Origin of the sequence: Pseudomonas sp. S3(2024) (assembly GCF_036861315.1) — a bacterium.
Classification (GTDB): Bacteria; Pseudomonadota; Gammaproteobacteria; order Pseudomonadales; family Pseudomonadaceae; genus Aquipseudomonas; species Aquipseudomonas putida_A.
The window spans coordinates 50,421-75,463 of the sequence record NZ_JAZAQQ010000001.1 but is presented as its reverse complement, the minus strand read 5'-3'; the positions used below and the strand labels follow the sequence as shown (position 1 = coordinate 75,463).

Below are 25,043 nucleotides of genomic sequence, written 5' to 3'. Positions count from 1 at the left end.
CGCTAGGCGGCATGAGCGAGTTTTTCCAACCCAACGCCCAGGTCATCCAGCAACGCTGGCCGGCGTTGTTCGAGCGGCTGATGGCGGAAGACACCTCAGTCGTTCAAGCCGAACTGGTGCAGGGCTTGGGCTCGACGCTCAGTGTCAATGGCATTCAACTGACCAGCCGCCACGACCGGGTCCACGAAGCCCGAATCCAGGCGGCCAGCCTGGCGGAACAACCGCAGTTGCATGTCTACGGCACCGGCCTCGGCGATTTGCCAACGGTGCTGCTGGAGCGCGCCGGCCTTGAGCGGTTGTACGTGCACATCCTCAATGGCGCGTTGTTCGCGCTGGTGCTGCAACTGCTCGATCAGCGCCAATGGCTGGAAGATCCGCGCGTGCAGCTGTTCTATGCCGGTGATCTGTCAGACATCTGCACACCGTTTTTCGCCCTGCCGGCGGAGATGCTGCTGGCTGATGACTTCAATGCGAAGATCCGCGATCGGCTGGTCAGTGAAGTGCACCTGAGCTTCAACAATCGCGAGTTCGATCCAAACTTGCCGTTCATTCAACAGCGTTTGCAGGACTGCCTGCCGGTGTTGCTGGGTGATGACGATGTGGCGCAGTTGTTCGGCAGCGCCAATGGCCGGGAAATCTATGTGATCGGCACCGGGCCGACGCTGGAAGGGCATTTCCAGCGTCTGGCGGCGGTGCATGCGCAGGCTGAACGTCCGTTGTTGATGTGCGTCGATACCGCTTACCGGCCACTGCGCGAACACGGCATCGTCCCGGATCTGGTGGTCACCATCGATCAGCGCATCAGCTTCCGGCATTTGCCGTTCGAGGACTCCGCTGGCATCCCGCTGGTGTATCTGCCCATGAGCGATCCTGCAGTGCTGACCGCCTGGAAAGGCAAGCGCTATGGCGGTTACTCGGCCAGCCCGGTGTACGCCGCGTTGCGTGAGCAATATCCGCGCGGACAACTGCATGTCGGTGGCAGCGTGATTCATCCGGCGGTGGATCTGGCGGTGAAGATGGGCGCGTCGCGCATTACCCTGTTTGGCGCTGACTTCGCGTTCCCGATGAACAAGACCCATGCTGGCTGGAATGACGGTGATCTGGGCCCCGGTGTTGATCAGGCGCGGCACTGGGTACAGGACGGCCATGGCCAGCGGGTCAGCACCCAGCTGAACTTTCGCGGTTATCTGTGCGTACTGGAGCGTTATATCGCCGCGCATCCGCAGGTACAGTTTTTCAACAGCAGTCGAGCGGGCGCACTGATCGCCGGGACGCAGTTCAATCAGGAGTTTGTGCAATGAAGACGATTGAGCGCTGCGTCGACGAGTGTCGCCACTGCGCCGGGCTGTTTCGTCTAGGGCGTGATGTCGAGGCGGCGCTGGATATGGTCGATGTGTTCGAGGGCGCGCAGCAGTTGTTGATAGCTGCGTCTGCGCCGATTCAGCAGGACTGGTCCTTTGTACTCACGCACATGCTCGATTGTCAGGAGCGTCAGGACTGGTTGGGGCTGGCTGACTGGATGGAGTACGAGCTGATCGAAGTGTTGCAAAAAGCACGATCGGCAAAATGAGCGACCGCACTGGCCCGCGGCTTTGCGCGCGGGTCGGTTTTATGGCGTCATTTTTTCGCAGGTGGGAGGGCGCTAAGCCCTTGTTTTCTCGGGGGTGGCAGGGTGATGGCAAATTTTTTTCAAAAAGCCCTCAAGCAACTTGCCAACCCGACGATAACTATTACGAAGGTTCTCTAGGCCATTCCAGGCGGTTGCCAGGGCCGGAAGCCGCAGTACCCAACCAACGAGGAATTCGTCATGGCTTTAACAGTAAACACCAACACCACGTCGCTGAACGTTCAAAAGAACCTGAACCGCGCTTCCGACGCTCTGTCGACTTCGATGCAGCGCCTGTCTTCCGGCCTGAAAATCAACAGCGCAAAAGACGACGCTGCTGGCCTGCAGATCTCGAACCGTATGTCTTCGCAGATCCGTGGTAACACCCAAGCCATCCAGAACGCCAACGACGGTATCTCCGTTGCTCAGACCGCTGAAGGCGCTCTGCAAGCTTCGACCGACATCCTGCAGCGTATGCGTGAACTGGCTGTTAAAGCACGTAACGGCACCAACGGCACTGCTGACCAGACCGCAACCAACGCTGAATTCGCTCAGATGTCTGACGAAATCACCCGTATCTCGGCTGCTACCAACCTGAACGGCAAAAACCTGCTGGACGGTTCGGCTGGTACTGTAACCCTGCAAGTTGGCGCAAACACCGGTTCGGCTAACCACATCGACCTGGTACTGAGCTCCAAGTTCGACGCCGTCAGCCTGTCCGTAGGTAGCGGTACTGTAGTTCTGACTGGTACCACCGGTACTGGCGCTGGTTCTGCTTCGCAGAACATCGACAACGCGATCACTGCAATCGACGCCGCTATCGCTGCAATCGGTGCAACTCGTGCCAGCCTGGGTGCTTCGCAAAACCGTCTGACCAGCACCATCCAGAACTTGCAGAACATCACCGAGAACACCACTGCTGCACAAGGTCGCGTACAAGATACCGACTTCGCCGCAGAGACTGCTAACCTGACCAAGCAGCAAACCCTGCAACAGGCTTCGACCTCTGTTCTGGCTCAAGCCAACCAACTGCCTTCCGCTGTACTGAAGCTGCTTCAGTAATTTCGGAATGAGTTTGGGCGGGAGGGTGCGCTGGTCGCGCTCTCTCGCTTTTTTACGTTAGGAGGTGATGAGCATGGACATGAGCGTAAAGCTTAACGTGTCTTATCCGGCTCCCAAGCCAGCGACGCCTGTTGCTGATAAGCCGTCGGAGACGCCAAAAGTTGCACCGGTCGACGCTCCGGTCGCTGACAGGAAAAGTCAGCAAACGGATGACGCCAAGTTGAAACTGGCCGTGCAAGAGATCGAGAAGTTCGTTCAATCGATCAAGCGTAACCTGGAGTTCTCGATCGACGAGCACTCTGGCAAGGTCATCGTCAAGGTGATCGCAAGCGAGACGGGTGAGGTCGTACGCCAGATCCCCTCCGCAGAAGCACTCAAGCTCGCAGACAGCCTCGCCAACGCAAGCCATGTGTTGTTCGACGCCAAAGTCTGATAGCTGGCATGAATAGTGTTTGTCTTTCTTGAATGACGCCTGGATGGGTCAAAAGTCTGGCAACAATCTGAAGGGAGATGCACATGGCAAGTCCAATTCTACCGGGTTCCGGACTGGGTTCCGGCCTGGACATCGGCGCGATCGTGACCGCGCTGGTCAACGCCGACAAGTCGCCGAAGCAGACGCAGATCGATTCCGCGACCAAAACCAATACCCTGAAGATTTCCGGTGTCGGCACGTTGAAGAGTGCGCTAACCGCGTACCAGACGGCGATGACCAACCTGGGCAGCAAGACCAACCCGGCATTTGCCGGCTTCACGGCGACCTCGAGCAACACAGCGATTCTCGGCGCCACCTCCGATAACACCGCGGTGTCGGGGACTTACAACGTTGTTGTCAATCAATTGGCCACTGGCTCGAAAGTTGCCAGCGCTTCTTTCGCCGGCGGTGCTGCCAGTGCCATTCCGAGTGGTACCCTGAAAATCAGTCAGAATGGCACTGATTACAATGTCACGATCCCGGCCAATGCGACCTTGCAGAGCACCCGTGACGCAATCAACACGGCTCAGGGCTCAAATGGTATTTCTGCCAACATCGTGACCGACAGCAGTGGTGCTTCGCGCCTGGTGATCAGCTCGAACAAGACGGGCGCCGGTACCGACCTCTCTGTCAGCGGGATTGCCGGTCTGGAGATCGACGGTACTCAGTCGATGGGTACCAATCCGGCGGCAGGCGCCTCTGGCAACGTCAATGGCCCTGCACAAGATGCCAAGGTGACCATCGACGGCCTGCAGGTTTCCAGCAAGAGCAATACGGTCAGTGGTGCAATCAGCGGACTGACCCTGAATCTGACCACTGTCAGTCCTCTCGTTGGTGGCGTTGCCACGCCGACCGTTGTCAGCGTCGATACCAACACCAAGGGGCTGCAGGCGTCGGTTCAGGCGTTTGTTGACGCCTACAACACCCTGAAGACCACCATCGACACGCTTTCCAAGGCTACGCCTGATGAAGACGGCAAACTGACAGTGCAGGCGGCGTTTACCGGTGACTCGTTGCCGCGTTCGCTGATCGCCGACATCCGTGGCCAGTTGACTGCTCCTGGTGCTGGTGCAAAGGGTTCTTTGTCCTATCTGTCGGAGATCGGTGTGATGACCGACCGCAACACCGGCAACCTGACATTTGATACTGCTGCGTTCACCAAAACCATGGCTCAGCCCGGCAAGGCTGGCCAGGTGCAGCAGATGTTCACCGGGACCGACGACACCAACGGTCTGCTGGCGCGCATGAACAAGGCAGTGGATCCGTATCTGAAGGCGCCTGCCGGTAGCGCCCCTACTGCCGTAGGCCTGCTTGATCAGCGCATGTCCATTCTGAACAACAACACCAAGAGCCTGACCAGCCAGCAATTGGCGCTGGATCTGCGTGTTGCCAACCTGACCAAGACGTTGACTGCCAAGTACAACGCCATGGACTTGCTGGTAGGGCAGATGAAGGCGACGGCGAGCAATATCACGTCGTTCTTCAGCTCGCTGAACGCTCAGCAATCCGCGAAGTAACAGGCAATAACGACAAAAACCCGGCTACGCTTTATCGGCGTGCGCCGGGTTTTTGTCTTTTGATCTAAAGTTCTGTGATTCGTTGGCGATACACTGGTTATACGAGTCATTGTGGCAATGAGGTAGAACATGAACCCAATGTTAGCCCTTCGGCAATATCAGAAAGTCGGCGCGCACGCCCAGACCTCCGAGGCGAGTCCGCACCGTCTGGTGCAAATGCTGATGGAAGGCGGGCTGGCCCGCATCGCTCAGGCCAAGGGTGCCATCGAGCGCAAGGACATTCCTGGCAAATGCACCTCGATCAGCAAGGCCATTGGCATTGTCAGCGGGCTGCGCGAAGGTCTGGATCTGGAAAAGTGTGCCGATGAACTGGCCGATCTGGACGGGCTATACATCTACATGATGAAGCGCCTCGCCGAGGCCAACATCAACAGCGATCCGCGCATTCTCGATGAGGTCGCCGGCTTGCTGAGCACGGTCAAAGAAGGCTGGGATGCCATCGCCCCCGAGCCTGCTCCGCAGTTTTAAAGGAGAGCACCATGAGTCTTGTATTGCAGCGAATCGCCGACACCCGTGAAGCGCTGGTCAGTGCGCTGGCCGAACGCAACTGGGAAGCCATTGGCGCGCTGGATCTGGCTTGCCGTTCCTGCATGGAAGACGTCATGGCCGAGGCCTCGCTGGATGAGGAGGCCTTGCGCAGTAACCTTGAGGAATTGCTCCATGTCTACAAGGAGCTTCTGGAGGCGGCGATGGGTGAGCGCCAGGCGATAGCCAATGAGATGTCGCAGATCACCCAAGCGCAAAAGGCGGCAAAGGTTTACCATCTGTTTGGTTAATTAACCCCCAGTTAATCCAGACATGTGCGCCATAAATTTGACTGTGCACGGTTTTTTGACTTAACTAGTGGCTGTTTTCAGATTTCAGGCGTCTACAGGCACAAGGTGTCCTGCAAGCGTCTCGCTTGCCCCATTTCTCGGGCATTGAGTTGACTAGGGAAGTTGCTATTGCATGTGGCGTGAAACCAAAATTCTGCTGATCGATGACGATAGCGTCCGCCGCCGCGACCTGGCGGTGATTTTAAATTTTCTCGGCGAAGAAAATTTACCCTGCGGCAGCCATGACTGGCAGCAGGCTGTCGGCTCTTTGTCATCGAGTCGTGAAGTCATCTGTGTACTGATCGGGACGGTAAATGCTCCGGGTGCACTTTTGGGCTTGTTAAAGACACTCTCGACGTGGGATGAGTTCCTTCCGGTTTTGCTGATGGGCGATAATTCTTCCGTCGACCTGCCGGAAGACCAGCGCCGCCGGGTGCTTTCGACCCTGGAAATGCCGCCCAGCTACAGCAAACTGCTCGACTCCCTGCACCGTGCCCAGGTCTATCGCGAGATGTACGACCAGGCCCGCGAGCGCGGTCGTCATCGCGAGCCCAACCTGTTCCGCAGCCTTGTCGGCACCAGCCGGGCGATTCAGCACGTCCGGCAGATGATGCAGCAAGTGGCTGATACCGACGCCAGCGTGCTGATCCTCGGCGAGTCCGGCACCGGCAAGGAAGTGGTTGCGCGCAACCTGCATTACCACTCCAAGCGTCGCGACGCGCCTTTCGTGCCGGTCAACTGCGGGGCGATCCCGGCAGAGCTGCTGGAAAGCGAACTGTTTGGCCACGAGAAGGGCGCCTTCACCGGTGCGATCACCAGCCGTGCCGGGCGTTTCGAACTGGCCAACGGCGGTACGCTGTTCCTCGACGAAATCGGCGATATGCCGCTGCCGATGCAGGTCAAGCTGCTGCGCGTGCTGCAGGAACGCACTTTCGAACGCGTGGGCAGCAACAAGACCCAGAGCGTCGACGTGCGCATCATTGCCGCGACCCACAAGAATCTCGAAAGCATGATCGAGATCGGCACCTTCCGCGAAGACCTCTACTATCGCCTGAATGTGTTCCCGATCGAGATGGCGCCGCTGCGTGAGCGCGTCGAAGACATCCCGCTGTTGATGAACGAACTGATCTCGCGCATGGAACACGAAAAGCGCGGTTCGATCCGTTTCAACTCGGCCGCGATCATGTCGCTGTGCCGTCACGGCTGGCCGGGCAACGTCCGTGAGCTGGCCAATCTGGTGGAACGCATGGCGATCATGCATCCGTACGGGGTGATCGGCGTGGTCGAATTGCCGAAGAAATTCCGCTACGTCGACGACGAAGACGAGCAGATGGTCGACAGCCTGCGCAGCGATCTCGAAGAGCGCGTGGCGATCAACGGTCATACGCCGGACTTTACCGCCAACGCGATGCTGCCGCCGGAAGGCCTGGACCTCAAGGACTACCTCGGTGGTCTGGAACAGGGCCTGATCCAGCAGGCGCTGGACGACGCCAATGGCATCGTGGCGCGTGCCGCCGAACGCCTGCGTATTCGTCGCACCACGTTGGTGGAGAAGATGCGCAAGTACGGCATGAGCCGGCGCGAAGGAGACGAACAGGCGGATGATTGACGCCTGTTTTTCAACGCCTTCATTTATAAGCAGTTTTTTTTAGGCACGGGTATTGCTACATCCCTCGCAACGTTCCGTTTAACTGACGGTCAGCCAAGCGAGAGAACACAATGCCCCACGCCCAGATGTCATCTGCCTCCCATGCCGAGGGGCAACCGTCGTCCGTAGAGCAGGCGAGCCGTCAGGGTCTTGAGCACGCGTTCGCGCTGTTCAATCAGATGTCCAGTCAACTGACCGATTCCTACAGCATGCTTGAAGCCCGGGTTACCGAGCTCAAGGGCGAGCTGGCGGTGGTCAGTGCCCAGCGCATGCAGGAGCTGGCCGAAAAAGAACGTTTGGCCAACCGTCTGCAAAACCTCCTTGATCTGTTGCCCGGTGGCGTCATCGTGATCGACGGCCACGGTATGGTGCGCGAAGCCAACCCGGCGGCGATCGATTTGTTGGGGCTGCCGCTGGAGGGCGAGTTGTGGCGCCACGTCATTGCCCGTTGCTTCGCCCCGCGTGAAGACGACGGTCATGAAATCTCTCTGAAAAACGGTCGACGCCTGTCGATTGCCACCCGCTCGCTGGATGCCGAGCCGGGGCAGTTGGTGCTGCTCAACGACCTGACAGAAACCCGCCACCTTCAAGATCAACTGGCGCGCCACGAGCGCCTGTCGTCGCTCGGACGGATGGTCGCCTCGCTGGCCCATCAGATCCGCACGCCGTTGTCCGCTGCGTTGCTCTACGCCAGTCATTTGACTGAGCAGGAATTGCCCGTCGCCACCCAGCAGCGCTTCGCCGGCCGCCTCAAGGAGCGCCTGCATGAGCTGGAGCATCAGGTGCGCGACATGTTGGTGTTCGCCCGTGGCGAGCTGCCGCTGACCGACCGCATCACCCCGAATACTCTGATGCAGGCGCTGCAAGCGGCGGCGCTGACCCATGTACAGGATCTGCCAATCCGCTGGCAGTGCGACAGCCATGCCGGCGAGCTGCTGTGCAACCGCGACACCCTGGTCGGGGCGATTCTCAATCTGATCGAAAACGCGATTCAGGCCAGCGATGGCAACGTGCGCCTGAAGGTGCACTGCTACACCCGCGACAACAGCCTGCGCCTGTGCGTCAGCGACAGTGGCAGCGGCATCGAGCCGCTGGTGCTCGAGCGTCTCGGCGAACCGTTTTTCACCACCAAAGTCACCGGCACTGGGCTGGGCCTGACCGTGGTCAAGGCTGTAGCGCGAGCGCATCAGGGAGAATTGCAGCTGCGCTCGCGGGTCGGGCGCGGCACGTGCGCGCAGGTGATCCTGCCGCTGTTTTCCGCTGTACAGGGAGCTGAGTAAACGTCATGGGCATCAAGGTTTTGCTGGTCGAGGATGACCGCTCGTTGCGCGAAGCGCTGGCCGATACGCTGTTGCTGGCGGGCCACGACTACCATGCAGTCGGCAGCGCCGAAGAGGCGTTGCAGGCGGTCGAGCGCGAAGCGTTCAGTCTGGTGGTCAGCGACGTCAACATGCCCGGTATGGATGGCCATCAACTGCTCGGTTTGCTGCGTGCCCGGCAGCCGCAATTGCCGGTGTTGCTGATGACTGCGCACGGAGCGGTCGAGCGTGCGGTCGATGCGATGCGTCAGGGCGCGGCGGATTATCTGGTCAAGCCATTTGAACCCAAGGCGTTGCTGGATCTGGTGTCGCGGCATGCTCTGGGCTGCATCAGTGTGACGGAGGGTGAAGGTCCGGTGGCAGTCGAGCCGGCCAGTGCGCAGTTGCTCGAACTGGCGGCGCGGGTGGCACGCAGTGATTCCACGGTGCTGATCTCCGGCGAGTCCGGCACCGGCAAGGAAGTGCTGGCGCGTTACATCCACCAGCAATCCCACCGTGCGAGCCAGCCGTTCATCGCGATCAACTGCGCGGCGATTCCTGACAACATGCTTGAAGCCACGCTGTTCGGTCACGAGAAAGGCTCGTTCACCGGCGCCATTGCGGCTCAGGCCGGCAAATTCGAGCAGGCCGATGGCGGCACCATTCTGCTCGACGAGATTTCCGAGATGCCCCTGGGCCTGCAAGCCAAGTTGCTGCGGGTGTTGCAGGAGCGCGAGGTCGAGCGCGTCGGCGCGCGCAAGCCGATCACCCTGGATATTCGCGTGGTGGCGACCACCAACCGTGATCTGGCTGGCGAAGTGGCGGCGGGGCGTTTTCGTGAAGACTTGTTCTACCGCTTGTCGGTTTTTCCCCTGGCGTGGCGTCCACTTCGCGAGCGCACTGCCGATATCCTGCCGCTGGCCGAGCGGTTGCTGAACAAACACGTCAATAAAATGAAGCATGCGGCGGCGAAACTTTCGCCAGAAGCCCAGGCTTGCCTGACCCACTACCCGTGGCCGGGCAACGTGCGTGAGCTGGATAACGCGATTCAACGGGCGCTGATTCTGCAGCAGGGCGGTTTGATCCAGCCACAGGATTTCTGTCTGACCGGCGCAGTGACCTATACCGCGGCGCCGGTGCAACCGCTGGTGCGCGAAATCGAAGTCGAGGCTGAATCCGCCGGGGCGCTGGGCGACGACCTGCGTCGCCGGGAGTTCCAGATGATCATCGATACCCTGCGCACCGAGCGTGGCCGGCGCAAGGAGGCTGCGGAGAAGCTCGGTATCAGCCCGCGTACCCTGCGTTACAAACTGGCGCAGATGCGTGATGCCGGGATGGACGTCGAAGGTTATCTGTTCGCCACCTGAAAGTTGACGCGAATAACGGTGGGAGGGGGCTTGCTCCCGAAGAGGTCAGGTCTGTCACATCATTGTTGAATGACACGCCGCCTTCGGGAGCAAGCCCCCTCCCACAGTTGTTTTGCGGTGATCCCGACATAGCGCACAGACCACAGCGGCATTTATGAAACAAGACCAGCCGAGCTGGCACCCTTGTTGCTAACACCTGTGTACCCGCCGAGTGAGTGTCAAAAAATTGCGGGCCGCCCAAGAGAGTAGACCATGAGCCAAGGTATTGAATTCAATCGGTTGATGATGGACATGAAGGCCATGAAAATGGACGCCATGGCCACGCCGAAATCGACTGCCGCCGTCCCTGAACTGGCAGGCAGCAGCTTTTCCGACATGCTCGGTCAGGCCATCAACAAAGTCAGCGATACCCAGCAGGCGTCGACTCAGTTGGCCAACGCATTTGAAATCGGCAAGAGCGGCGTCGATCTGACGGACGTGATGATCGCCTCGCAGAAAGCCAGCGTGTCGTTCCAGGCTCTGACCCAGGTGCGCAACAAACTGGTTCAGGCTTATCAAGACATCATGCAGATGCCGGTTTAAGGACGAGATTGAGTCATGGCAGAAGCAGTCGCCGATAACGTTCCGGCCAAGGCCACCCCGATAGACGGCAAACCGCCGCTGTTCGGCCTGTCCTTCCTGGAAAACCTCTCCGAGATGACCATGCTGCGTCAGGTGGGCCTGTTGGTCGGCCTGGCTGCGAGCGTGGCGATTGGCTTTGCCGTGGTGCTGTGGTCGCAGCAGCCGGATTACCGTCCGTTGTACGGCAGCCTTGCCGGCATGGACGCCAAGCAGGTCATGGACACCCTGGCCTCCGCCGACATCCCTTACACCGTCGAGCCGAACTCCGGCGCCTTGCTGGTCAAGGCTGACGATCTGTCCCGTGCGCGGATGAAACTCGCGGCCGCTGGTGTCACTCCCAGCGACGGCAACATCGGTTTCGAAATCCTCGACAAGGAACAGGGTCTGGGCACCAGTCAGTTCATGGAAGCGACTCGCTACCGTCGTGGTCTGGAAGGCGAACTGGCGCGCACCATCTCCAGCCTGAACAACGTCAAGGGCGCTCGCGTGCACCTGGCGATTCCGAAGAGTTCTGTGTTCGTGCGTGATGAGCGCAAGCCAAGCGCTTCGGTACTGGTCGAGCTGTATTCCGGGCGTTCGCTGGAGCCGGGTCAGGTGGTCGCGATCATCAACCTGGTGGCGACCTCCGTGCCTGAACTGAGCAAATCGCAGATCACCGTCGTCGATCAGAAGGGCAACCTGCTCTCCGATCAGGCGGAAAACTCCGAAATGACCATGGCCGGCAAGCAGTTCGATTACAGCCGCCGCATGGAAAGCATGCTTACCCAGCGCGTGCACAACATTCTGCAGCCGGTACTGGGCAACGATCGCTACAAGGCTGAAGTGTCGGCTGACATCGATTTCAGTGCCGTCGAATCGACTGCCGAGCAGTTCAACCCGGACCAGCCGGCGTTGCGCAGCGAGCAGTCGGTCAACGAACAACGCACCGCCAGCAATGGCCCGCAAGGTGTGCCGGGTGCCCTGAGCAACCAGCCGCCGGCGCCGGCTTCGGCCCCGCAAACCACCGGTGGCGCGCAAGGCTCTACCGGGATGATTCAGCCAGGTCAGCCACTGGTCGATGCCAACGGTCAGCAGATCATGGACCCGGCCACTGGCCAGCCGATGCTCGCGCCGTACCCGGCGGACAAGCGTCAACAATCCACCAAGAACTTCGAGCTCGATCGTTCCATCAGCCACACCAAACAGCAGCAGGGTCGCCTGAATCGTCTGTCGGTGTCGGTGGTGGTCGACGATCAGGTCAAGGTCAATGCGGCCAACGGTGAAACCACCCGCGCGCCGTGGAGCGCCGATGAATTGGCGCGCTTCACCCGTCTGGTGCAGGACGCGGTCGGCTTCGATGCCAGCCGTGGCGACAGCGTCAGCGTGATCAACATGCCGTTCTCCGCCGAACGCGGTGAAGTGGTTGCCGATATTCCGTTCTACTCCCAGCCATGGTTCTGGGACATCGTCAAACAAGTGCTGGGTGTGTTGTTCATTCTGGTGCTGGTGTTTGGTGTGCTGCGTCCGGTGTTGAACAACATCACCGGCGGCGGCAAAGGCAAGGAGCTGGCCGGTCTGGGCAGCGACGTGGAACTCGGTGGCATGGGCGGCCTGGACGGCGACCTGGCCAACGACCGCGTGAGCCTCGGTGGTCCGCAGAGCATTCTGTTGCCGAGCCCGAGTGAGGGTTACGACGCACAACTGAATGCAATCAAGAGCTTGGTGGCCGAGGATCCGGGTCGCGTGGCTCAGGTCGTGAAAGAGTGGATTAACGCAGATGAGTGATAACCGAGCCGCAACCGTCAAACTGAACAAGGTCGACAAAGCCGCGATTCTGCTGCTGTCCCTGGGTTCGACCGATGCAGCCCAAGTGCTGCGCCACATGGGCCCGAAAGAGGTTCAGCGTGTGGGTGTGGCCATGGCCCAGATGGGCAACGTCCATCGCGAGCAGGTCGAGCAGGTCATGAGCGAGTTCGTCGACATCGTCGGCGACCAGACCAGCCTCGGCGTCGGCTCCGACGACTACGTGCGCAAAATGCTTACCCAGGCGCTGGGTGAGGACAAGGCCAACGGCCTGATCGACCGCATCCTGCTCGGGGGCAACACCAGCGGCCTCGACAGCCTGAAATGGATGGAGCCGCGCGCGGTTGCCGACGTGATCCGTTACGAACACCCGCAGATCCAGGCGATCGTGGTGGCATACCTCGACCCGGATCAGGCCGGTGAAGTACTGGGCAACTTCGACCACAAGGTGCGTCTGGACATCATCCTGCGCGTCTCGTCGTTGAACACCGTGCAACCGGCCGCCCTGAAAGAGCTGAACCAGATTCTCGAGAAGCAGTTCTCCGGCAACTCGAACGCCTCGCGCACCACCCTGGGTGGCATCAAGCGTGCGGCGGACATCATGAACTTCCTCGACAGCTCGATCGAAGGTCAGCTCATGGACTCGATCCGCGAAGTCGACGAAGACCTGTCCGGTCAGATCGAAGACCTCATGTTCGTGTTCAACAACCTCGCCGATGTCGACGACCGTGGCATTCAGGCGCTGTTGCGCGAAGTGTCCTCCGACGTGCTGGTGCTGGCCCTCAAGGGTTCGGACGAAGGCGTCAAAGAGAAGATCTTCAAGAACATGTCCAAGCGTGCCGCCGAACTGTTGCGCGACGACCTCGAGGCCAAAGGCCCGGTGCGCGTCAGCGACGTGGAAACCGCGCAGAAAGAAATCCTCACCATTGCCCGTCGCATGGCCGAAGCCGGCGAAATCGTGCTCGGTGGCAAGGGCGGCGAGGAAATGATCTAAGCCCATGGACAAGCATGACGAGTCAGTGACGGATCTGATCCGCGCCCGCGATGTCCGTGGTTTCGAATCCTGGGCACTGCCCAGCTTCGATCCGCCGAAACCGGAACCCGAGCCGGAACCGGAGCCCGAACCGCCGGAAATGGAAGAAGTGCCGCTGGAAGAAGTCCAGCCACTGACCCTGGAAGAACTCGAAAGCATCCGTCAGGAGGCTTACAACGAGGGCTTTGGCATCGGCGAGAAGGAAGGTTTTCACAGCGCCACGCTCAAGGTGCGTCAGGAAGCCGAAGTGGCGCTGGCGGCGAAACTGGCCAGCCTTGAGCAACTGATGACCCATCTGTTCGAGCCGATTGCCGAGCAAGACACCCAGATCGAAAAGTCGCTGGTCGACCTCGTACAACACATCACCAGACAGGTGATCAAGCGCGAGCTGGCCATCGATTCCAGCCAGATCGAACACGTCATGCGCGACGCGCTCAAGCTGCTACCGTTGGGCGTGGACAACGTGCGTCTGTACGTCAATCCGCAGGACTTCGAGCAGGCCAAGGCCTTGCGCGAGCGTCACGAGGAATCCTGGCGCATCGTCGAAGACGACTCGCTGTTGCCGGGCGGTTGCCGGGTTGAAACCGAACACAGCCGCATCGACGCCAGCATCGAGACCCGCGTGACCCAGGTCATGGCCAAGCTGTTCGACCAGTTGCACGAACAGGCTCTGCACCCGGCCGCGCCGGATCTGAGTCTGGACATTCCTGAAGAAAGCCAACTGGCGGCTGCGCCTGAAGAGCCGCTCGCGGACACCCCCGATGCGCCTTGAACGCACCAGTTTCGCCAAGCGCCTCAGCACCTATGCCGACGCCACTGAAATCGCCGGCGCGCCGATTCTCGAAGGCCGCCTGCTGCGCATGGTCGGCCTCACCCTCGAAGCCGAAGGCCTGCGCGCCGCCATGGGCACGCGCTGCCTGGTCATCAATGACGACAGCTATCACCCATCCCAGGTGGAAGCGGAAGTCATGGGCTTCTCTGGCAGCAAAGTCTTTCTGATGCCGGTCGGCAGCGTCGCCGGTATCGCCCCGGGCGCCCGCGTGGTGCCGCTGGCAGAAACCGGTCGCTTGCCGATGGGCATGAGCATGCTCGGTCGCGTCCTCGATGGGGCCGGACGCGCGCTGGACGGCAAGGGCGGGATGAAGGCTGAAGACTGGGTGCCGATGGACGGCCCGACGATCAACCCGCTCAACCGCGACCCGATTCACGAACCGCTGGATGTCGGCATTCGTTGCATCAACGGTTTGCTGACGGTCGGGCGTGGTCAGCGTCTGGGCCTGTTCGCCGGTACCGGTGTCGGTAAATCGGTGCTGCTGGGCATGATGACCCGCTTCACCGAGGCCGACATTATCGTCGTCGGTCTGATCGGTGAGCGGGGTCGAGAAGTTAAGGAGTTCATCGAGCACATCCTCGGTGAAGAAGGCCTCAAGCGTTCGGTGGTCGTCGCCTCGCCGGCGGACGATGCGCCGCTGATGCGTCTGCGCGCGGCGATGTACTGCACGCGCATCGCCGAGTATTTCCGCGACAAGGGCAAGAACGTCCTGCTGCTGATGGATTCGCTGACTCGTTTCGCTCAGGCCCAGCGGGAAATCGCTCTGGCCATCGGTGAGCCGCCAGCGACCAAGGGTTATCCGCCCTCGGTGTTCGCCAAACTGCCGAAACTGGTGGAGCGTGCCGGTAATGCGGAGAAGGGCGGCGGTTCGATCACTGCGTTCTACACCGTATTGTCCGAAGGCGATGACCAGCAGGATCCGATTGCCGACTCGGCGCGGGGCGTGCTCGACGGCCACATCGTGTTGTCCCGGCGTCTGGCCGAGGAAGGGCACTACCCGGCCATCGACATCGAAGCCTCGATCAGCCGGGTGATGCCGGCCGTGGTCTCGGCGGAACACATGCAGCGCGCGCAGTACTTCAAGCAGCTGTGGTCGCGCTATCAGCAGAGCCGCGATCTGATCAGCGTCGGCGCTTACGTCGCCGGTGGCGACCGCGAGACCGATCTGGCGATCTCGCTGCAACCGCAACTGACCCGCTACCAGCGGCAGGGGCTGAACGACAAGATCAACATGGGCGAGAGCCAGGCTTACCTCGAAACCCTGTTCGCGCCTGCGGCGGGTGGGTAACCGGCCATGGCCGTGAGTCGCGCAGCACGTCTGGCACCGGTGGTGGAAATGGCCGAACAGGCCGAGAAAACCGCCGTGCAACGCCTGGGTTACTTTCAGGGTCAGGTCAAAGTCGCTGAAAGCAAACTCGCCGACCTCGACGCCTTTCGTCTGGATTATCAGGAACAGTGGATCGTGCGCGGCAGCGACGGGGTTTCCGGGCAATGGCTGCTGGGGTATCACGGCTTTCTGGCGCAACTGGACACCGCGATCGACCAGCAGCGCCAGAGCCTGGTCTGGCACCAGAACAACCTGATCAAGGCGCGCGACGCCTGGCAGCAGGCGTTCGCCAAGGTCGAAGGCTTGCGCAAACTGGTGCAGCGCTACCGCGAAGAGGCGCAACGCCTCGAAGACAAGCGCGAGCAGAAGCTGCTGGACGAGTTGTCGCAGCGCTTGCCGCGGCACGATCCGTATTAACGTGCCGCAGCAGTGGTGCTAGAGGATGGACGGAGTCATTTGTCCAATATTGTGAAGCTGAAGCCTTTGGAACGACCCAGGAGTTTGGAGTCTCGGATCACATCGAAGAACATATATATTTGTTTGCCCACTAACTCCCATTCCCAGTAGTCAGTGATGGGTAGAGCGTAATCCGGCCGATCACTAAGGTTTATTTGCCACTTTCTATGGGTATCAACGTCTTCGGCCACAAGGTAAAACGCAAGTTCGTCGCCTGCTTTACCTGGGTAGGTCGCCTTCACGCGGGAATCACCCTTAAGGTATTCATCATGAGTGATGATGGTTGGTGACGCGGTGTTAGTCAGTGACGGTTTTTCAAAGCGTTCAAAAAGCGGGTCCATGATGCAGTCCTTTGACCTGAGCGCAGCGAAATTGCTGCCGCTTGATTAAGGGCTATGCCTCTTTCCTCGATCTACTGTCAGATCTGACAGTGGCGACAAGCGGCAGTCGCGAAGTGGCTGCAGGGCCTCGGTTCTCCTGCGCAAACGGGTGCAGCGCTACGGCGAAGAGGCGCAACGCCTCGAAGACAAGCGCGAGCAGAAGCTGCTGGACCAGTTGTCGCAGCGCCTGCAGCGGCACAACCCTTTTCAAATTGCCCAAAAATTCCCTGTGGGAGCGGGCTTGCTCGCGAAGGCGGTGTGTCAGAGACAGCAATGTTGACTGACACACCGCTTTCGCGAGCAAGCCCGCTCCCACATTTGCTTCTGCGCTGAGCCTTGCCCCAACCCTGTCCAGGTGCTAAACCTTGTACACGTTCGTCAATGACAAGGAAGCCAGTCAATGTCAGTCGTTACAGAAGTCTCTCCGGATGGTCAAAAACTGACGATTTCGGTCAAGGGGCGGTTCGATTTTGGGCGCCATCAGGAGTTTCGCGAGTCCTATGAGCGACTTGACCAGAAACCCGACTCCATCGTGGTTGATCTGAAAGATGCCACCTACCTCGACAGCTCCGCGCTGGGCATGCTGCTCCTGCTGCGCGATCACGCTGGCGGCGACGACTCGGATGTACGCGTGATCAACAGCAACTCCGACGTGCGCAAGATTCTCGCCATCTCCAACTTCGACAAACTGTTCGACATCAGTTGACGGCCATGCAGGCGCAAGAGCCGCTGACGATCCTGATCGCCGAAGACAGCGCCGCCGACCGTCTGCTGTTGTCGACCATCGTCCGCCGTCAGGGCCATGAAGTGCTGACCGCCGCCAATGGCGCCGAAGCGCTGGAGGTGTTTCGGCGTCAGCCACCGCATCTGGTACTGATGGACGCGATGATGCCGGTGATGGACGGCTTCGAAGCGGCGCGGCAGATCAAGGCGCTGGCGGGGGAAACCCTGGTGCCGATCATCTTTCTGACTTCGCTGACCGAAAGTGAAGCGCTGGCCCGTTGTCTGGAGGCGGGTGGCGACGACTTTCTGGCGAAGCCTTACAACCAGGTGATCCTCGCCGCCAAAATCAAGGCGATGGATCGCTTGCGCCGCTTGCAGGCCACGGTGCTGCAGCAGCGCGATCTGATCGCCAGACATCACGATTACCTGCTCAACGAACAGCGCGTGGCCAAAGCCGTTTTCGACAAGGTCGCGCATTCCGGTTGCCTGAGTGCACCGAATATTCGTTATCTGCAATCGCCCTATGCGTTGTTCAACGGCGACCTGCTGCTGGCGGCCTACACCCCGGCCGGCGACATGCATGTGCTGCTCGGTGATTTCACCGGTCACGGATTGCCGGCGGCGGTGGGGGCGATGCCGCTGGCCGAAGTGTTCTACGGCATGACTGCCAAGGGCTACGGCCTGGCCGAAACCCTGCGCGAGATGAACGCCAAGCTCAAGCGCATCCTGCCGGTGGACATGTTCTGCTGCGCGACCATGCTTTGTCTGAGTTTTCAGCGGCGTTCGGTAGAGGTGTGGAACGGCGGCATGCCTGACGGTTATCTGCACCGGATCGCCACCGGCGAACGGGTGCCGCTGGCGGCGCGCCATTTGCCGCTGGGGGTGCTCAGTCCGCAAGCGTTTGATGATCGTACCGAAGTACAGACCATGGCCGTGGGCGACCGGGTGTTCCTGCTGTCAGACGGGGTGATCGATACCACTGACGCCGACGACCGGTTGTTTGGTGTCGAGCGTTTGCAGCAGCTGTTCGCCGCCAATCGTGAGCCGGACAACCTGTTCGCCGAGATCGAGCAGGCCTTGCACGCCTTTCGCGGTGAGCCCCGCGACGATGTGAGCATGGTCGAGATCAGCTTGCTGGAGGCGGCGCAGGTGATGCCGTCGGCACCGGTGTATTCCGACAGTGGTCAATCCTGTCCGCTGGACTGGTCGGTAGGTTTCGAGTTTCGCGGGGCGACGCTCAGGCGCTTCAATCCTTTGCCGTATCTGCTGCAGTTGTTGCAGGAAGTGCACGGTTTGCGCACCCAGGGCGGGGCGATCTACAGCGTGCTCGCCGAGCTGTACTCCAACGCGCTGGAGCACGGTGTTCTTGGTCTGGATTCCAGCCTGAAGCGTGATGCCAGTGGCTTCGCTCGTTACTATGAACAGCGCAACGAGCGGCTCGAAGCCCTGCAGGACGGTTACGTGCGCGTGCATCTACAGGTCAAGCCGCAAGGTGCCGGTGGTTGTCTGGTGATCCGCGTCGAGGACAGCGGCAAGGGTTTTGACGTGGCGCGGGTGATGGAGCGGCCGCTGGATGGTGTCCGTCTGTCGGGGCGCGGGGTCAGCCTGATCCGCCAGTTAGGGCATAACGCCAGTTGGTCGGACGAAGGTCGCAGTGCTTGCGTGGAGTTTTTCTGGGAGGGTTGAGGCATAATTCGCCGATTCTTGATCAAGGAGTGAACAAGTGACTGACACACATATTGATCGCGAGGCGCTGAGCGTACTGCGCGAAGTCATGGAGGAGGGTTATCCGGAGCTTCTGGATACCTTTCTGGCCGATTCCGAAAGTCGCTTGGCTGAGCTGCAGAACACGGCGGATGCCAAGGCTTTGTCTGAAGTTGCCCACAGCTTCAAGGGCAGCGCCAGCAACATGGGGGCTGTCCGGTTGGCGGCGCTCTGCCAGGAGCTGGAATCGGAAGCCAAAAATAAAAGCCCCTCGGATATTGCCAGGCTGGTGGCTGACATCAGTGGCGAGTTCGCCGATGTCCGCCCGATCTACGAAGACGAACGCCAGCACGCCCTGACCCATTGAATCCTGCCGTCCGGCGCTTTTCGCAAGCGCCGGACAAAACTGGCCCGACACTTGCAATAATCCCCGTCAACTGTACCTACGATCCCAGTGCAGCGGAGACCGTGTCATGCCTGCGACCCCCAATGTTCTTCTTCAATCTGCCGCCCAGGCCAAGGCGCAAGCCGCCGCCGCGAAAACGCCGGTCATGGCCGCAGACACCGGGGACAAGGCCTCAAGCTTCGCTCAGGTGTTCGCCGATCAAGGTCCGAAAAAGACTCTTGCGAACTCTGACAGTTCGTTGAAACCGGCGCGCGACAAGGTTGCCGACAACAGCGACAAGAAAGATTTCGCCAAGGATAAGTCTGCCGCCACGCAACAGACCGTTGCCGATAGCGGCAATGCCTTGCCTGCCGACAAGACCGCGTCGACCACCACCGATGATCAGGCCGCCGCTGACAAGGCCGCCGCCGATGCTGCCGCTGACAGCGCGCAGACGCCAGTGGCCGACACCACCCCGGTGGATCCGGCGCTGGATCCGGCACTGGCGCAAACCGTGCAGCCGCTGGTGACCGCGCCGGTGGTGGCAGCGCCAGTCGCTGCAACACCGGAACCGGCCAAAACCGAAACGCCGGTCGTGGCCGCCACCTTGGCGCCAGCCGTGGTCAAAGATCCGGCGGCATCAACCGATAGCGCGTTCGACCCGGCGGCCGATCCACTCGACTCGTTGCCGGCGCTGCGTATGGCGATGGAGCAGGGCGGGCACATTTCCGCCAGCAGCCAGGCCCAACCGAAAGCTACACCGGCCCAGGCTCAGGCCGACGGTGAATTGACTGCGGCGCAGAACTTCGCTGCCGGCATGGCGAGCATGCTCGACGTGCAGGCCGACAAGGACAGCACCAGTCAGAATGGTGAAAAGGCCTTCAGCGGCCTGATCGACGATGGCCTGAAAGATCTGAAGGCTGCTACCAGCGACACCCGTGTCGATGATTTCGCCAACCGTCTGGCGGCGCTGACTCAGGCGGCCACTCCGAAAACCGCGAACGCGGTGCCGGTGAATCAACCGATCGCCATGCATCAGAGCGGCTGGACCGAAGAAATCGTCAACCGCGTCATGTACCTGTCCAGCGCCAACCTGAAGGCGGCGGATATTCAATTGCAGCCGGCGGAACTGGGGCGTCTGGATATCCGGGTCAACATGGTGCCGGATCAGCAGACGCAGGTGACCTTCATGAGCGCGCACCCAAGCGTGCGCGAAGCGCTCGACGGTCAGATGCATCGCTTGCGTGACATGTTCACCCAGCAGGGCATGGGCCAGGTCGACGTCAATGTCTCCGATCAGAGCCGTGGCTGGCAGGGTCAGGGTCAGGAACAGGCGCAGCAAGGCCAGAGCGGTCGCACCAGCGCTGCAGGTGGTCGACTGGATTCGGCGGAAGAGGAGCTGACGCCGGCGGCGGTGGCTGAAGCCGCTGCACAAACCACCAGCGTGATCGGCAGCAGCGCCGTCGACTATTACGCCTGATACAACGCTGTATCCCCCCTGTGGGAGCGGGCTTGCTCGCGAATGCGGTTGTTCAATCGACATCAATGTCGGCTGACACACCGCATTCGCGAGCAAGCCCGCTCCCACATTGGTTTTACAGTGCCTTCCAATCTGTCCCGACACTTCTGGCATAACACTTGCTCTTGCCTTGCCGTGCGACTGTGAAAACCCGATTAGTGACGGATTATTGGCATGGCGAAGAGCGAAGCAGCAGCTGTAAAAGACCCCGCGACCAAAGGCAAACTCAAGATGATCATCCTGATCGTGGTGGCTCTGCTGCTGGCGATCGGTGTGTCCGTGGGCGCGACCTGGTACTTCATGCACAGCGCTCAGAGCAAGCCTGCCGCAGCGGCCGAGGCTGCGCCGGTCGGCAAGCAACCGGCGATCTTCGAGCCGATGGCGCCGGCGTTTGTCGCCAACTACAACCAGAACGGCCGTCAGCGCTACATGCAGGTGAGCATCACCATGCTGGCGCGTAACCAGGCCGATCTGGAAGCGCTCAAAGTGCACATGCCGGTGATCCGCAACAACCTGGTGATGCTCTTCTCCGGTCAGGATTTCGCCACGCTGGCGACTCCGGTCGGGCAGGAGATGTTGCGCCAGAAGGCTACCGCCAGCGTCCAGGAAGTGGCGCAGAAAGAGCTGGGCAAAGTGGTGATCGAACAGTTGCTTTTCACTAATTTCGTACTGCAGTAGGAACACGACATGGCCGTGCAGGATCTGCTGTCCCAGGATGAAATCGACGCGCTGTTGCATGGCGTCGACGATGGTCTGGTACAGACCGATAACGCTGCCGAACCCGGCAGTGTCAAAAGCTACGACCTGACCAGCCAGGATCGCATCGTCCGTGGACGCATGCCGACTCTGGAAATGATCAACGAGCGTTTTGCCCGTTACACCCGCATCAGCATGTTCAACATGCTGCGCCGCTCGGCGGACGTTGCCGTCGGTGGCGTCCAGGTGATGAAGTTCGGCGAATACGTGCACTCGCTGTACGTGCCGACCAGCCTCAACCTGGTCAAGATCAAACCGCTGCGCGGCACCGCGCTGTTCATCCTTGACGCCAAACTGGTGTTCAAACTGGTGGACAACTTCTTCGGCGGCGACGGCCGTCACGCCAAGATCGAGGGGCGTGAATTCACCCCGACCGAATTGCGTGTGGTGCGCATGGTGCTGGAGCAGGCGTTCGTCGATCTGAAGGAAGCCTGGCAGGCGATCATGGAAGTCAATTTCGAGTACATCAACTCGGAAGTGAACCCGGCCATGGCGAACATCGTCGGCCCGAGCGAAGCGATCGTGGTCTCCACCTTCCACATCGAACTCGATGGCGGTGGCGGCGACCTGCACGTGACCATGCCGTACTCGATGATCGAGCCGGTGCGTGAAATGCTCGATGCCGGTTTCCAGTCGGACCTCGACGATCAGGACGAGCGCTGGGTCAACGCCCTGCGTCAGGACGTGCTCGATGTCGATGTACCGATCGGCGCCACTGTGGCTCGCCGCCAGTTGAAGCTGCGCGACATCCTGCACATGCAGCCGGGGGATGTGATCCCGGTCGAGATGCCGGAAGACATGATCATGCGCGCCAACGGCGTACCGGCCTTCAAGGTCAAGATGGGCTCGCACAAAGGCAACCTCGCGTTGCAGGTTATCGAGCCGATCGAGCGTCGCTGAAGCGGCGCTCTTACCCCACGTATTTAACTGAATTGTTGCCCGCCGAGGACACATGATGAACGACGAAATGAACGCCCAGGACGATCAGGCACTGGCCGACGAATGGGCTGCGGCCCTGGAAGAGACCGGTGATGGCAGCCAGGCTGACATCGACGCGCTGCTGGCCGCCGACGCTGGCGCCGCAAGCTCCAACCGCCTGCCGATGGAAGAGTTCGGCAGCGTGCCGAAGAACAACGATCCGGTGACGCTGGACGGTCCGAACCTGGACGTGATCCTCGACATCCCGGTGTCGATCTCGATGGAAGTGGGCAGCACCGACATCAACATCCGCAACCTGCTGCAACTGAACCAGGGTTCGGTGATCGAGCTCGATCGTCTGGCCGGCGAGCCGCTGGACGTGCTGGTCAACGGCACGCTGATCGCGCACGGTGAAGTGGTGGTGGTCAACGAGAAGTTCGGCATCCGCCTGACCGACGTGATCAGCCCAAGCGAACGCATCAAGAAGCTGCGCTGAGTGAAACGGTTTCTCTGGGCTTTGCTGGCACTGCCATTGAGCGTGCTGGCCGCCGAGCCGTCGACGGCGACCACCGTGCCTGCTGCCACCGCGCCGATGGTCAGCAGCGGCGTGGCCGGGCAACTGACGCAACTGGTGTTCGGTCTGTTGCTGGTGCTGGGCTTGATCTTCTTCCTCGCCTGGCTGCTGCGCCGGGTGCAGCAATCGGGGCCAGCAGGCAAGGGCCAGGTGATCGAGCTGATCGGCTCCCGCGCACTCGGTCCGCGTGACCGGTTGATGCTGGTGCAGGTCGGCAACGAGCAGATTCTGCTCGGCTTGAGCCCTGGCACCATCACTGCGCTGCATGTGCTCAAGGAGCCGGTGCAAGTGCCGAGCAGCAGCGAAAAAGCGACCCCGGAATTTGCCCAGCATCTGCTGAAGATTCTCGGCAAGGATCAGAAGGATAAGAAGTAATGGGTGCGCTACGCATCGTCTTGACGCTGGCCTTGATGCTGGCCGCGCCGCTGGCGTTCGCCGCCGATCCGTTGTCGATTCCGGCGATCACGCTGGGCACCAACGCCGACGGCGCGCAGGAGTATTCGGTCAGCCTGCAGATCCTGCTGATCATGACCGCCCTCAGCTTCATTCCGGCGGCCGTGATCCTGATGACCAGTTTCACCCGGATCATCATCGTCTTCTCGATCCTGCGTCAGGCCCTCGGCCTGCAACAGACGCCGTCGAACCAGATCCTCACCGGCATGGCCCTGTTCCTCACCATGTTCATCATGGCCCCGGTGTTCGATCGGGTGAACAACGATGCGCTGCAGCCGTATCTGGCGGAAAAGCTCACCGCGCAGCAGGCGGTGGAAAAGGCTCAGGTACCGATCAAGGACTTCATGCTCGCCCAGACCCGCACCAGTGATCTGGAGCTGTTCATGCGCTTGTCCAAACGCACCGACATCGCCACGCCGGATCAGGCGCCACTGACGATTCTGGTGCCGGCGTTCGTCACCTCTGAGCTTAAAACCGCGTTCCAGATCGGCTTCATGATCTTCATTCCGTTCCTGATCATCGACCTGGTCGTGGCCAGTGTGCTGATGGCGATGGGTATGATGATGCTCTCGCCGCTGATCATTTCGCTGCCGTTCAAGATCATGCTGTTCGTGCTGGTGGATGGCTGGGCGCTGATTATCGGCACCCTGGCCAGCAGTTTCGGAGGTGTCTCGCCATGACGCCGGAAGTTGCGGTCGATATCTTTCGTGAAGCCCTTTGGCTGACCACATTGATGGTCGCGATTCTGGTGGTGCCGAGCCTGTTGGTCGGTTTGTTGGTGGCGATGTTTCAGGCGGCGACGCAGATCAACGAACAGACCCTGAGCTTCCTGCCGCGTCTGCTGGTGATGCTGGTGACCCTGATCGTCGCCGGCCCGTGGATCGTGCAGACGTTCATGGAATACATCATTCAGTTGTACAAAAACATTCCGATGGTCATCGGCTAAGCCATGCAATCGCTGCTTCAGTTGACCGACACCCAGATCAGTACCTGGGTGGCGTCGTTCATGTTGCCACTGTTTCGCGTCGCCTCGATGCTGATGGTCATGCCGGTGTTCGGCACCACGCTGGTGTCGCGGCGGATACGCCTGTATTTCGCCATGGCCATCACCGTATGCATTGCCCCGGGGCTGCCGCCGATGCCGGACGTCAGTCCGCTTGCTCTCAGCGGCTGGTTGCTGATTGCCGAGCAGATTCTGGTCGGTGCGGTGCTGGGGTTTTCCCTGCAACTGTTTTTCCAGGCATTTGCCGTGGCCGGGCAGATTGTCGCGATCCAGATGGGCATGGGCTTCGCCTCGATGGTGGACCCGGCCAACGGTGTCTCGGTGGCGGTGATCGGGCAGTTCTTCACCATGCTGGTGACCTTGCTGTTCCTGTCGATGAACGGCCACTTGGTGGTCTTCGAAGTGCTCACCGAAAGCTTCACCACGCTGCCGGTCGGCGGCGGATTGATGACGGCGCAATACTGGGAGCTGGCCGGCAAGCTTGGCTGGGTTCTCGGGGCGGCGTTGCTGCTGGTGCTGCCGGCGGTCACCGCGCTGCTGGTGGTCAACATCGCCTTCGGCGTGATGACCCGCGCCGCGCCGCAACTGAACATTTTCTCCATCGGTTTCCCGCTGACCCTGGTGCTGGGCCTGTTCATCGTCTGGGTCGGTCTGGCGGACATCCTCAATCAGTATCAACCGCTGGCCTCCGAGGCCTTGCAGTTGTTACGCGAACTGGCACGGGCGCGCTGA

28 protein-coding genes and 1 pseudogene are annotated in these 25,043 nt (G+C 60.5%); 28 read left to right on the top strand and 1 reads right to left on the bottom strand.

The annotated features are described in order from the left end of the window. The first annotated feature begins 11 nt into the window (after positions 1–11). The 16 genes from VLA07_RS00390 (at position 12) to fliJ (ending at position 15,857) form a co-directional block, all read left to right on the top strand. Complete coding sequence (locus VLA07_RS00390) at positions 12–1,301, top strand: motility associated factor glycosyltransferase family protein (RefSeq protein WP_247267714.1); 1,290 nt, start codon at positions 12–14, stop codon at positions 1,299–1,301. After that, on the top strand, positions 1,298–1,570 hold the full coding sequence (locus tag VLA07_RS00385; RefSeq protein WP_333988218.1) for a hypothetical protein: 273 nt from the start codon (positions 1,298–1,300) through the stop codon (positions 1,568–1,570). Before VLA07_RS00390 ends, VLA07_RS00385 begins: the two co-directional genes overlap by 4 nt. 237 nt (positions 1,571–1,807) lie before the next feature. Next, a complete protein-coding gene (locus tag VLA07_RS00380) occupies positions 1,808–2,668 on the top strand; it encodes a flagellin domain-containing protein (protein ID WP_007958307.1) in 861 nt (286 codons plus the stop codon). A gap of 73 nt (positions 2,669–2,741) precedes the next feature. Next, positions 2,742–3,101: a flagellar protein FlaG gene (locus VLA07_RS00375; RefSeq protein ID WP_097090143.1), complete on the top strand. Its 360-nt coding sequence runs from the start codon at positions 2,742–2,744 to the stop codon at positions 3,099–3,101. Positions 3,102–3,184: 83 nt separating this feature from the next. After that, positions 3,185–4,657 (top strand): flagellar filament capping protein FliD, encoded by a 1,473-nt coding sequence (gene fliD, locus VLA07_RS00370; RefSeq protein WP_333988217.1) that lies wholly within the window; start codon positions 3,185–3,187, stop codon positions 4,655–4,657. A gap of 129 nt (positions 4,658–4,786) precedes the next feature. Further along, positions 4,787–5,185 (top strand): flagellar export chaperone FliS, encoded by a 399-nt coding sequence (fliS, locus tag VLA07_RS00365; protein WP_027614233.1) that lies wholly within the window; start codon positions 4,787–4,789, stop codon positions 5,183–5,185. 11 nt (positions 5,186–5,196) lie between these two features. Next, the gene (locus VLA07_RS00360) at positions 5,197–5,493 is read left to right on the top strand and encodes a flagellar protein FliT (RefSeq protein ID WP_333988216.1); all 297 of its coding nucleotides are present in this window, start codon (positions 5,197–5,199) and stop codon (positions 5,491–5,493) included. A gap of 172 nt (positions 5,494–5,665) precedes the next feature. Next, positions 5,666–7,141: a sigma-54 dependent transcriptional regulator gene (locus VLA07_RS00355; RefSeq protein WP_003222863.1), complete on the top strand. Its 1,476-nt coding sequence runs from the start codon at positions 5,666–5,668 to the stop codon at positions 7,139–7,141. Between the two features lie 125 nt (positions 7,142–7,266). After that, a complete protein-coding gene (locus VLA07_RS00350; RefSeq protein ID WP_183782145.1) occupies positions 7,267–8,460 on the top strand; it encodes a sensor histidine kinase in 1,194 nt (397 codons plus the stop codon). Between the two features lie 5 nt (positions 8,461–8,465). Further along, on the top strand, positions 8,466–9,845 hold the full coding sequence (locus tag VLA07_RS00345; protein WP_333988215.1) for a sigma-54-dependent transcriptional regulator: 1,380 nt from the start codon (positions 8,466–8,468) through the stop codon (positions 9,843–9,845). Between the two features lie 252 nt (positions 9,846–10,097). Then, on the top strand, positions 10,098–10,427 hold the full coding sequence (fliE, locus tag VLA07_RS00340; RefSeq protein WP_003222869.1) for a flagellar hook-basal body complex protein FliE: 330 nt from the start codon (positions 10,098–10,100) through the stop codon (positions 10,425–10,427). Positions 10,428–10,442: 15 nt separating this feature from the next. Continuing rightward, a complete protein-coding gene (gene fliF / locus VLA07_RS00335) occupies positions 10,443–12,230 on the top strand; it encodes a flagellar basal-body MS-ring/collar protein FliF (RefSeq protein ID WP_027614236.1) in 1,788 nt (595 codons plus the stop codon). Then, on the top strand, positions 12,223–13,242 hold the full coding sequence (fliG, locus tag VLA07_RS00330; protein ID WP_007920042.1) for a flagellar motor switch protein FliG: 1,020 nt from the start codon (positions 12,223–12,225) through the stop codon (positions 13,240–13,242). Before fliF ends, fliG begins: the two co-directional genes overlap by 8 nt. A 4-nt stretch (positions 13,243–13,246) precedes the next feature. Next, on the top strand, positions 13,247–14,053 hold the full coding sequence (gene fliH / locus VLA07_RS00325) for a flagellar assembly protein FliH (protein ID WP_333988214.1): 807 nt from the start codon (positions 13,247–13,249) through the stop codon (positions 14,051–14,053). Then, positions 14,043–15,401 (top strand): flagellar protein export ATPase FliI, encoded by a 1,359-nt coding sequence (fliI, locus tag VLA07_RS00320; RefSeq protein WP_007966241.1) that lies wholly within the window; start codon positions 14,043–14,045, stop codon positions 15,399–15,401. Before fliH ends, fliI begins: the two co-directional genes overlap by 11 nt. A 6-nt stretch (positions 15,402–15,407) precedes the next feature. After that, positions 15,408–15,857 carry a flagellar export protein FliJ gene (fliJ, locus tag VLA07_RS00315; RefSeq protein WP_095139370.1) on the top strand — a complete coding sequence of 150 codons (450 nt, stop codon included), beginning with the start codon at positions 15,408–15,410 and terminating at the stop codon, positions 15,855–15,857. A 35-nt stretch (positions 15,858–15,892) separates the two neighbouring features. On the opposite strand, the gene VLA07_RS00310 is transcribed toward fliJ, so the two are convergent. Continuing rightward, on the bottom strand, positions 15,893–16,237 hold the full coding sequence (locus VLA07_RS00310) for a hypothetical protein (RefSeq protein ID WP_247267710.1): 345 nt from the start codon (positions 16,235–16,237) through the stop codon (positions 15,893–15,895). Positions 16,238–16,373: 136 nt separating this feature from the next. On the opposite strand from VLA07_RS00310, the pseudogene VLA07_RS00305 reads away from it, so the two are divergent. The 12 genes and pseudogenes from VLA07_RS00305 to fliR form a co-directional block, all read left to right on the top strand. Continuing rightward, positions 16,374–16,484 (top strand): annotated as a pseudogene (locus VLA07_RS00305) (flagellar export protein FliJ); the annotation flags it as partial. Positions 16,485–16,676: 192 nt separating this feature from the next. Continuing rightward, positions 16,677–16,982 carry an STAS domain-containing protein gene (locus VLA07_RS00300; RefSeq protein WP_166495475.1) on the top strand — a complete coding sequence of 102 codons (306 nt, stop codon included), beginning with the start codon at positions 16,677–16,679 and terminating at the stop codon, positions 16,980–16,982. Positions 16,983–16,987: 5 nt separating this feature from the next. Beyond that, entirely contained in the window at positions 16,988–18,685 is a 1,698-nt protein-coding gene (locus tag VLA07_RS00295; RefSeq protein ID WP_333988212.1) for an ATP-binding SpoIIE family protein phosphatase, read from the top strand. Between the two features lie 37 nt (positions 18,686–18,722). Then, entirely contained in the window at positions 18,723–19,070 is a 348-nt protein-coding gene (locus VLA07_RS00290; protein ID WP_027613911.1) for an Hpt domain-containing protein, read from the top strand. Between the two features lie 106 nt (positions 19,071–19,176). Continuing rightward, positions 19,177–20,568, top strand: a complete 1,392-nt coding sequence (locus tag VLA07_RS00285; protein ID WP_333988211.1) for a flagellar hook-length control protein FliK — start codon at positions 19,177–19,179, stop codon at positions 20,566–20,568. Positions 20,569–20,781: 213 nt separating this feature from the next. Next, positions 20,782–21,285, top strand: coding sequence for a flagellar basal body-associated protein FliL (fliL, locus tag VLA07_RS00280; RefSeq protein ID WP_047599975.1), 504 nt, complete (start codon positions 20,782–20,784; stop codon positions 21,283–21,285). Between the two features lie 9 nt (positions 21,286–21,294). Beyond that, positions 21,295–22,263 (top strand): flagellar motor switch protein FliM, encoded by a 969-nt coding sequence (gene fliM, locus VLA07_RS00275; protein ID WP_003222890.1) that lies wholly within the window; start codon positions 21,295–21,297, stop codon positions 22,261–22,263. Positions 22,264–22,318: 55 nt separating this feature from the next. Then, positions 22,319–22,777 carry a flagellar motor switch protein FliN gene (gene fliN / locus VLA07_RS00270; RefSeq protein ID WP_003222891.1) on the top strand — a complete coding sequence of 153 codons (459 nt, stop codon included), beginning with the start codon at positions 22,319–22,321 and terminating at the stop codon, positions 22,775–22,777. Further along, complete coding sequence (gene fliO, locus VLA07_RS00265; protein WP_103368107.1) at positions 22,778–23,230, top strand: flagellar biosynthetic protein FliO; 453 nt, start codon at positions 22,778–22,780, stop codon at positions 23,228–23,230. Further along, positions 23,230–23,988: a flagellar type III secretion system pore protein FliP gene (gene fliP, locus VLA07_RS00260; RefSeq protein WP_003222895.1), complete on the top strand. Its 759-nt coding sequence runs from the start codon at positions 23,230–23,232 to the stop codon at positions 23,986–23,988. Before fliO ends, fliP begins: the two co-directional genes overlap by 1 nt. Next, positions 23,985–24,254 (top strand): flagellar biosynthesis protein FliQ, encoded by a 270-nt coding sequence (fliQ, locus tag VLA07_RS00255; RefSeq protein WP_007920026.1) that lies wholly within the window; start codon positions 23,985–23,987, stop codon positions 24,252–24,254. Before fliP ends, fliQ begins: the two co-directional genes overlap by 4 nt. 3 nt (positions 24,255–24,257) lie before the next feature. Further along, complete coding sequence (gene fliR, locus VLA07_RS00250) at positions 24,258–25,043, top strand: flagellar biosynthetic protein FliR (protein WP_330207325.1); 786 nt, start codon at positions 24,258–24,260, stop codon at positions 25,041–25,043.

What these genes read in the sequence shown, in the direction of transcription:
- VLA07_RS00390 (WP_247267714.1), top strand. Translation starts at nt 12, where the DNA reads ATGAGCGAGTTTTTCCAACCCAACGCCCAGGTCATCCAGCAACGCTGG.
- VLA07_RS00385 (WP_333988218.1), top strand. Translation starts at nt 1,298, where the DNA reads ATGAAGACGATTGAGCGCTGCGTCGACGAGTGTCGCCACTGCGCCGGG.
- VLA07_RS00380 (WP_007958307.1), top strand. Translation starts at nt 1,808, where the DNA reads ATGGCTTTAACAGTAAACACCAACACCACGTCGCTGAACGTTCAAAAG.
- VLA07_RS00375 (WP_097090143.1), top strand. Translation starts at nt 2,742, where the DNA reads ATGGACATGAGCGTAAAGCTTAACGTGTCTTATCCGGCTCCCAAGCCA.
- fliD (WP_333988217.1), top strand. Translation starts at nt 3,185, where the DNA reads ATGGCAAGTCCAATTCTACCGGGTTCCGGACTGGGTTCCGGCCTGGAC.
- fliS (WP_027614233.1), top strand. Translation starts at nt 4,787, where the DNA reads ATGAACCCAATGTTAGCCCTTCGGCAATATCAGAAAGTCGGCGCGCAC.
- VLA07_RS00360 (WP_333988216.1), top strand. Translation starts at nt 5,197, where the DNA reads ATGAGTCTTGTATTGCAGCGAATCGCCGACACCCGTGAAGCGCTGGTC.
- VLA07_RS00355 (WP_003222863.1), top strand. Translation starts at nt 5,666, where the DNA reads ATGTGGCGTGAAACCAAAATTCTGCTGATCGATGACGATAGCGTCCGC.
- VLA07_RS00350 (WP_183782145.1), top strand. Translation starts at nt 7,267, where the DNA reads ATGTCATCTGCCTCCCATGCCGAGGGGCAACCGTCGTCCGTAGAGCAG.
- VLA07_RS00345 (WP_333988215.1), top strand. Translation starts at nt 8,466, where the DNA reads ATGGGCATCAAGGTTTTGCTGGTCGAGGATGACCGCTCGTTGCGCGAA.
- fliE (WP_003222869.1), top strand. Translation starts at nt 10,098, where the DNA reads ATGAGCCAAGGTATTGAATTCAATCGGTTGATGATGGACATGAAGGCC.
- fliF (WP_027614236.1), top strand. Translation starts at nt 10,443, where the DNA reads ATGGCAGAAGCAGTCGCCGATAACGTTCCGGCCAAGGCCACCCCGATA.
- fliG (WP_007920042.1), top strand. Translation starts at nt 12,223, where the DNA reads ATGAGTGATAACCGAGCCGCAACCGTCAAACTGAACAAGGTCGACAAA.
- fliH (WP_333988214.1), top strand. Translation starts at nt 13,247, where the DNA reads ATGGACAAGCATGACGAGTCAGTGACGGATCTGATCCGCGCCCGCGAT.
- fliI (WP_007966241.1), top strand. Translation starts at nt 14,043, where the DNA reads ATGCGCCTTGAACGCACCAGTTTCGCCAAGCGCCTCAGCACCTATGCC.
- fliJ (WP_095139370.1), top strand. Translation starts at nt 15,408, where the DNA reads ATGGCCGTGAGTCGCGCAGCACGTCTGGCACCGGTGGTGGAAATGGCC.
- VLA07_RS00310 (WP_247267710.1), bottom strand. Translation starts at nt 16,237, where the DNA reads ATGGACCCGCTTTTTGAACGCTTTGAAAAACCGTCACTGACTAACACC.
- VLA07_RS00300 (WP_166495475.1), top strand. Translation starts at nt 16,677, where the DNA reads ATGTCAGTCGTTACAGAAGTCTCTCCGGATGGTCAAAAACTGACGATT.
- VLA07_RS00295 (WP_333988212.1), top strand. Translation starts at nt 16,988, where the DNA reads ATGCAGGCGCAAGAGCCGCTGACGATCCTGATCGCCGAAGACAGCGCC.
- VLA07_RS00285 (WP_333988211.1), top strand. Translation starts at nt 19,177, where the DNA reads ATGCCTGCGACCCCCAATGTTCTTCTTCAATCTGCCGCCCAGGCCAAG.
- fliL (WP_047599975.1), top strand. Translation starts at nt 20,782, where the DNA reads ATGGCGAAGAGCGAAGCAGCAGCTGTAAAAGACCCCGCGACCAAAGGC.
- fliM (WP_003222890.1), top strand. Translation starts at nt 21,295, where the DNA reads ATGGCCGTGCAGGATCTGCTGTCCCAGGATGAAATCGACGCGCTGTTG.
- fliN (WP_003222891.1), top strand. Translation starts at nt 22,319, where the DNA reads ATGAACGACGAAATGAACGCCCAGGACGATCAGGCACTGGCCGACGAA.
- fliP (WP_003222895.1), top strand. Translation starts at nt 23,230, where the DNA reads ATGGGTGCGCTACGCATCGTCTTGACGCTGGCCTTGATGCTGGCCGCG.
- fliQ (WP_007920026.1), top strand. Translation starts at nt 23,985, where the DNA reads ATGACGCCGGAAGTTGCGGTCGATATCTTTCGTGAAGCCCTTTGGCTG.
- fliR (WP_330207325.1), top strand. Translation starts at nt 24,258, where the DNA reads ATGCAATCGCTGCTTCAGTTGACCGACACCCAGATCAGTACCTGGGTG.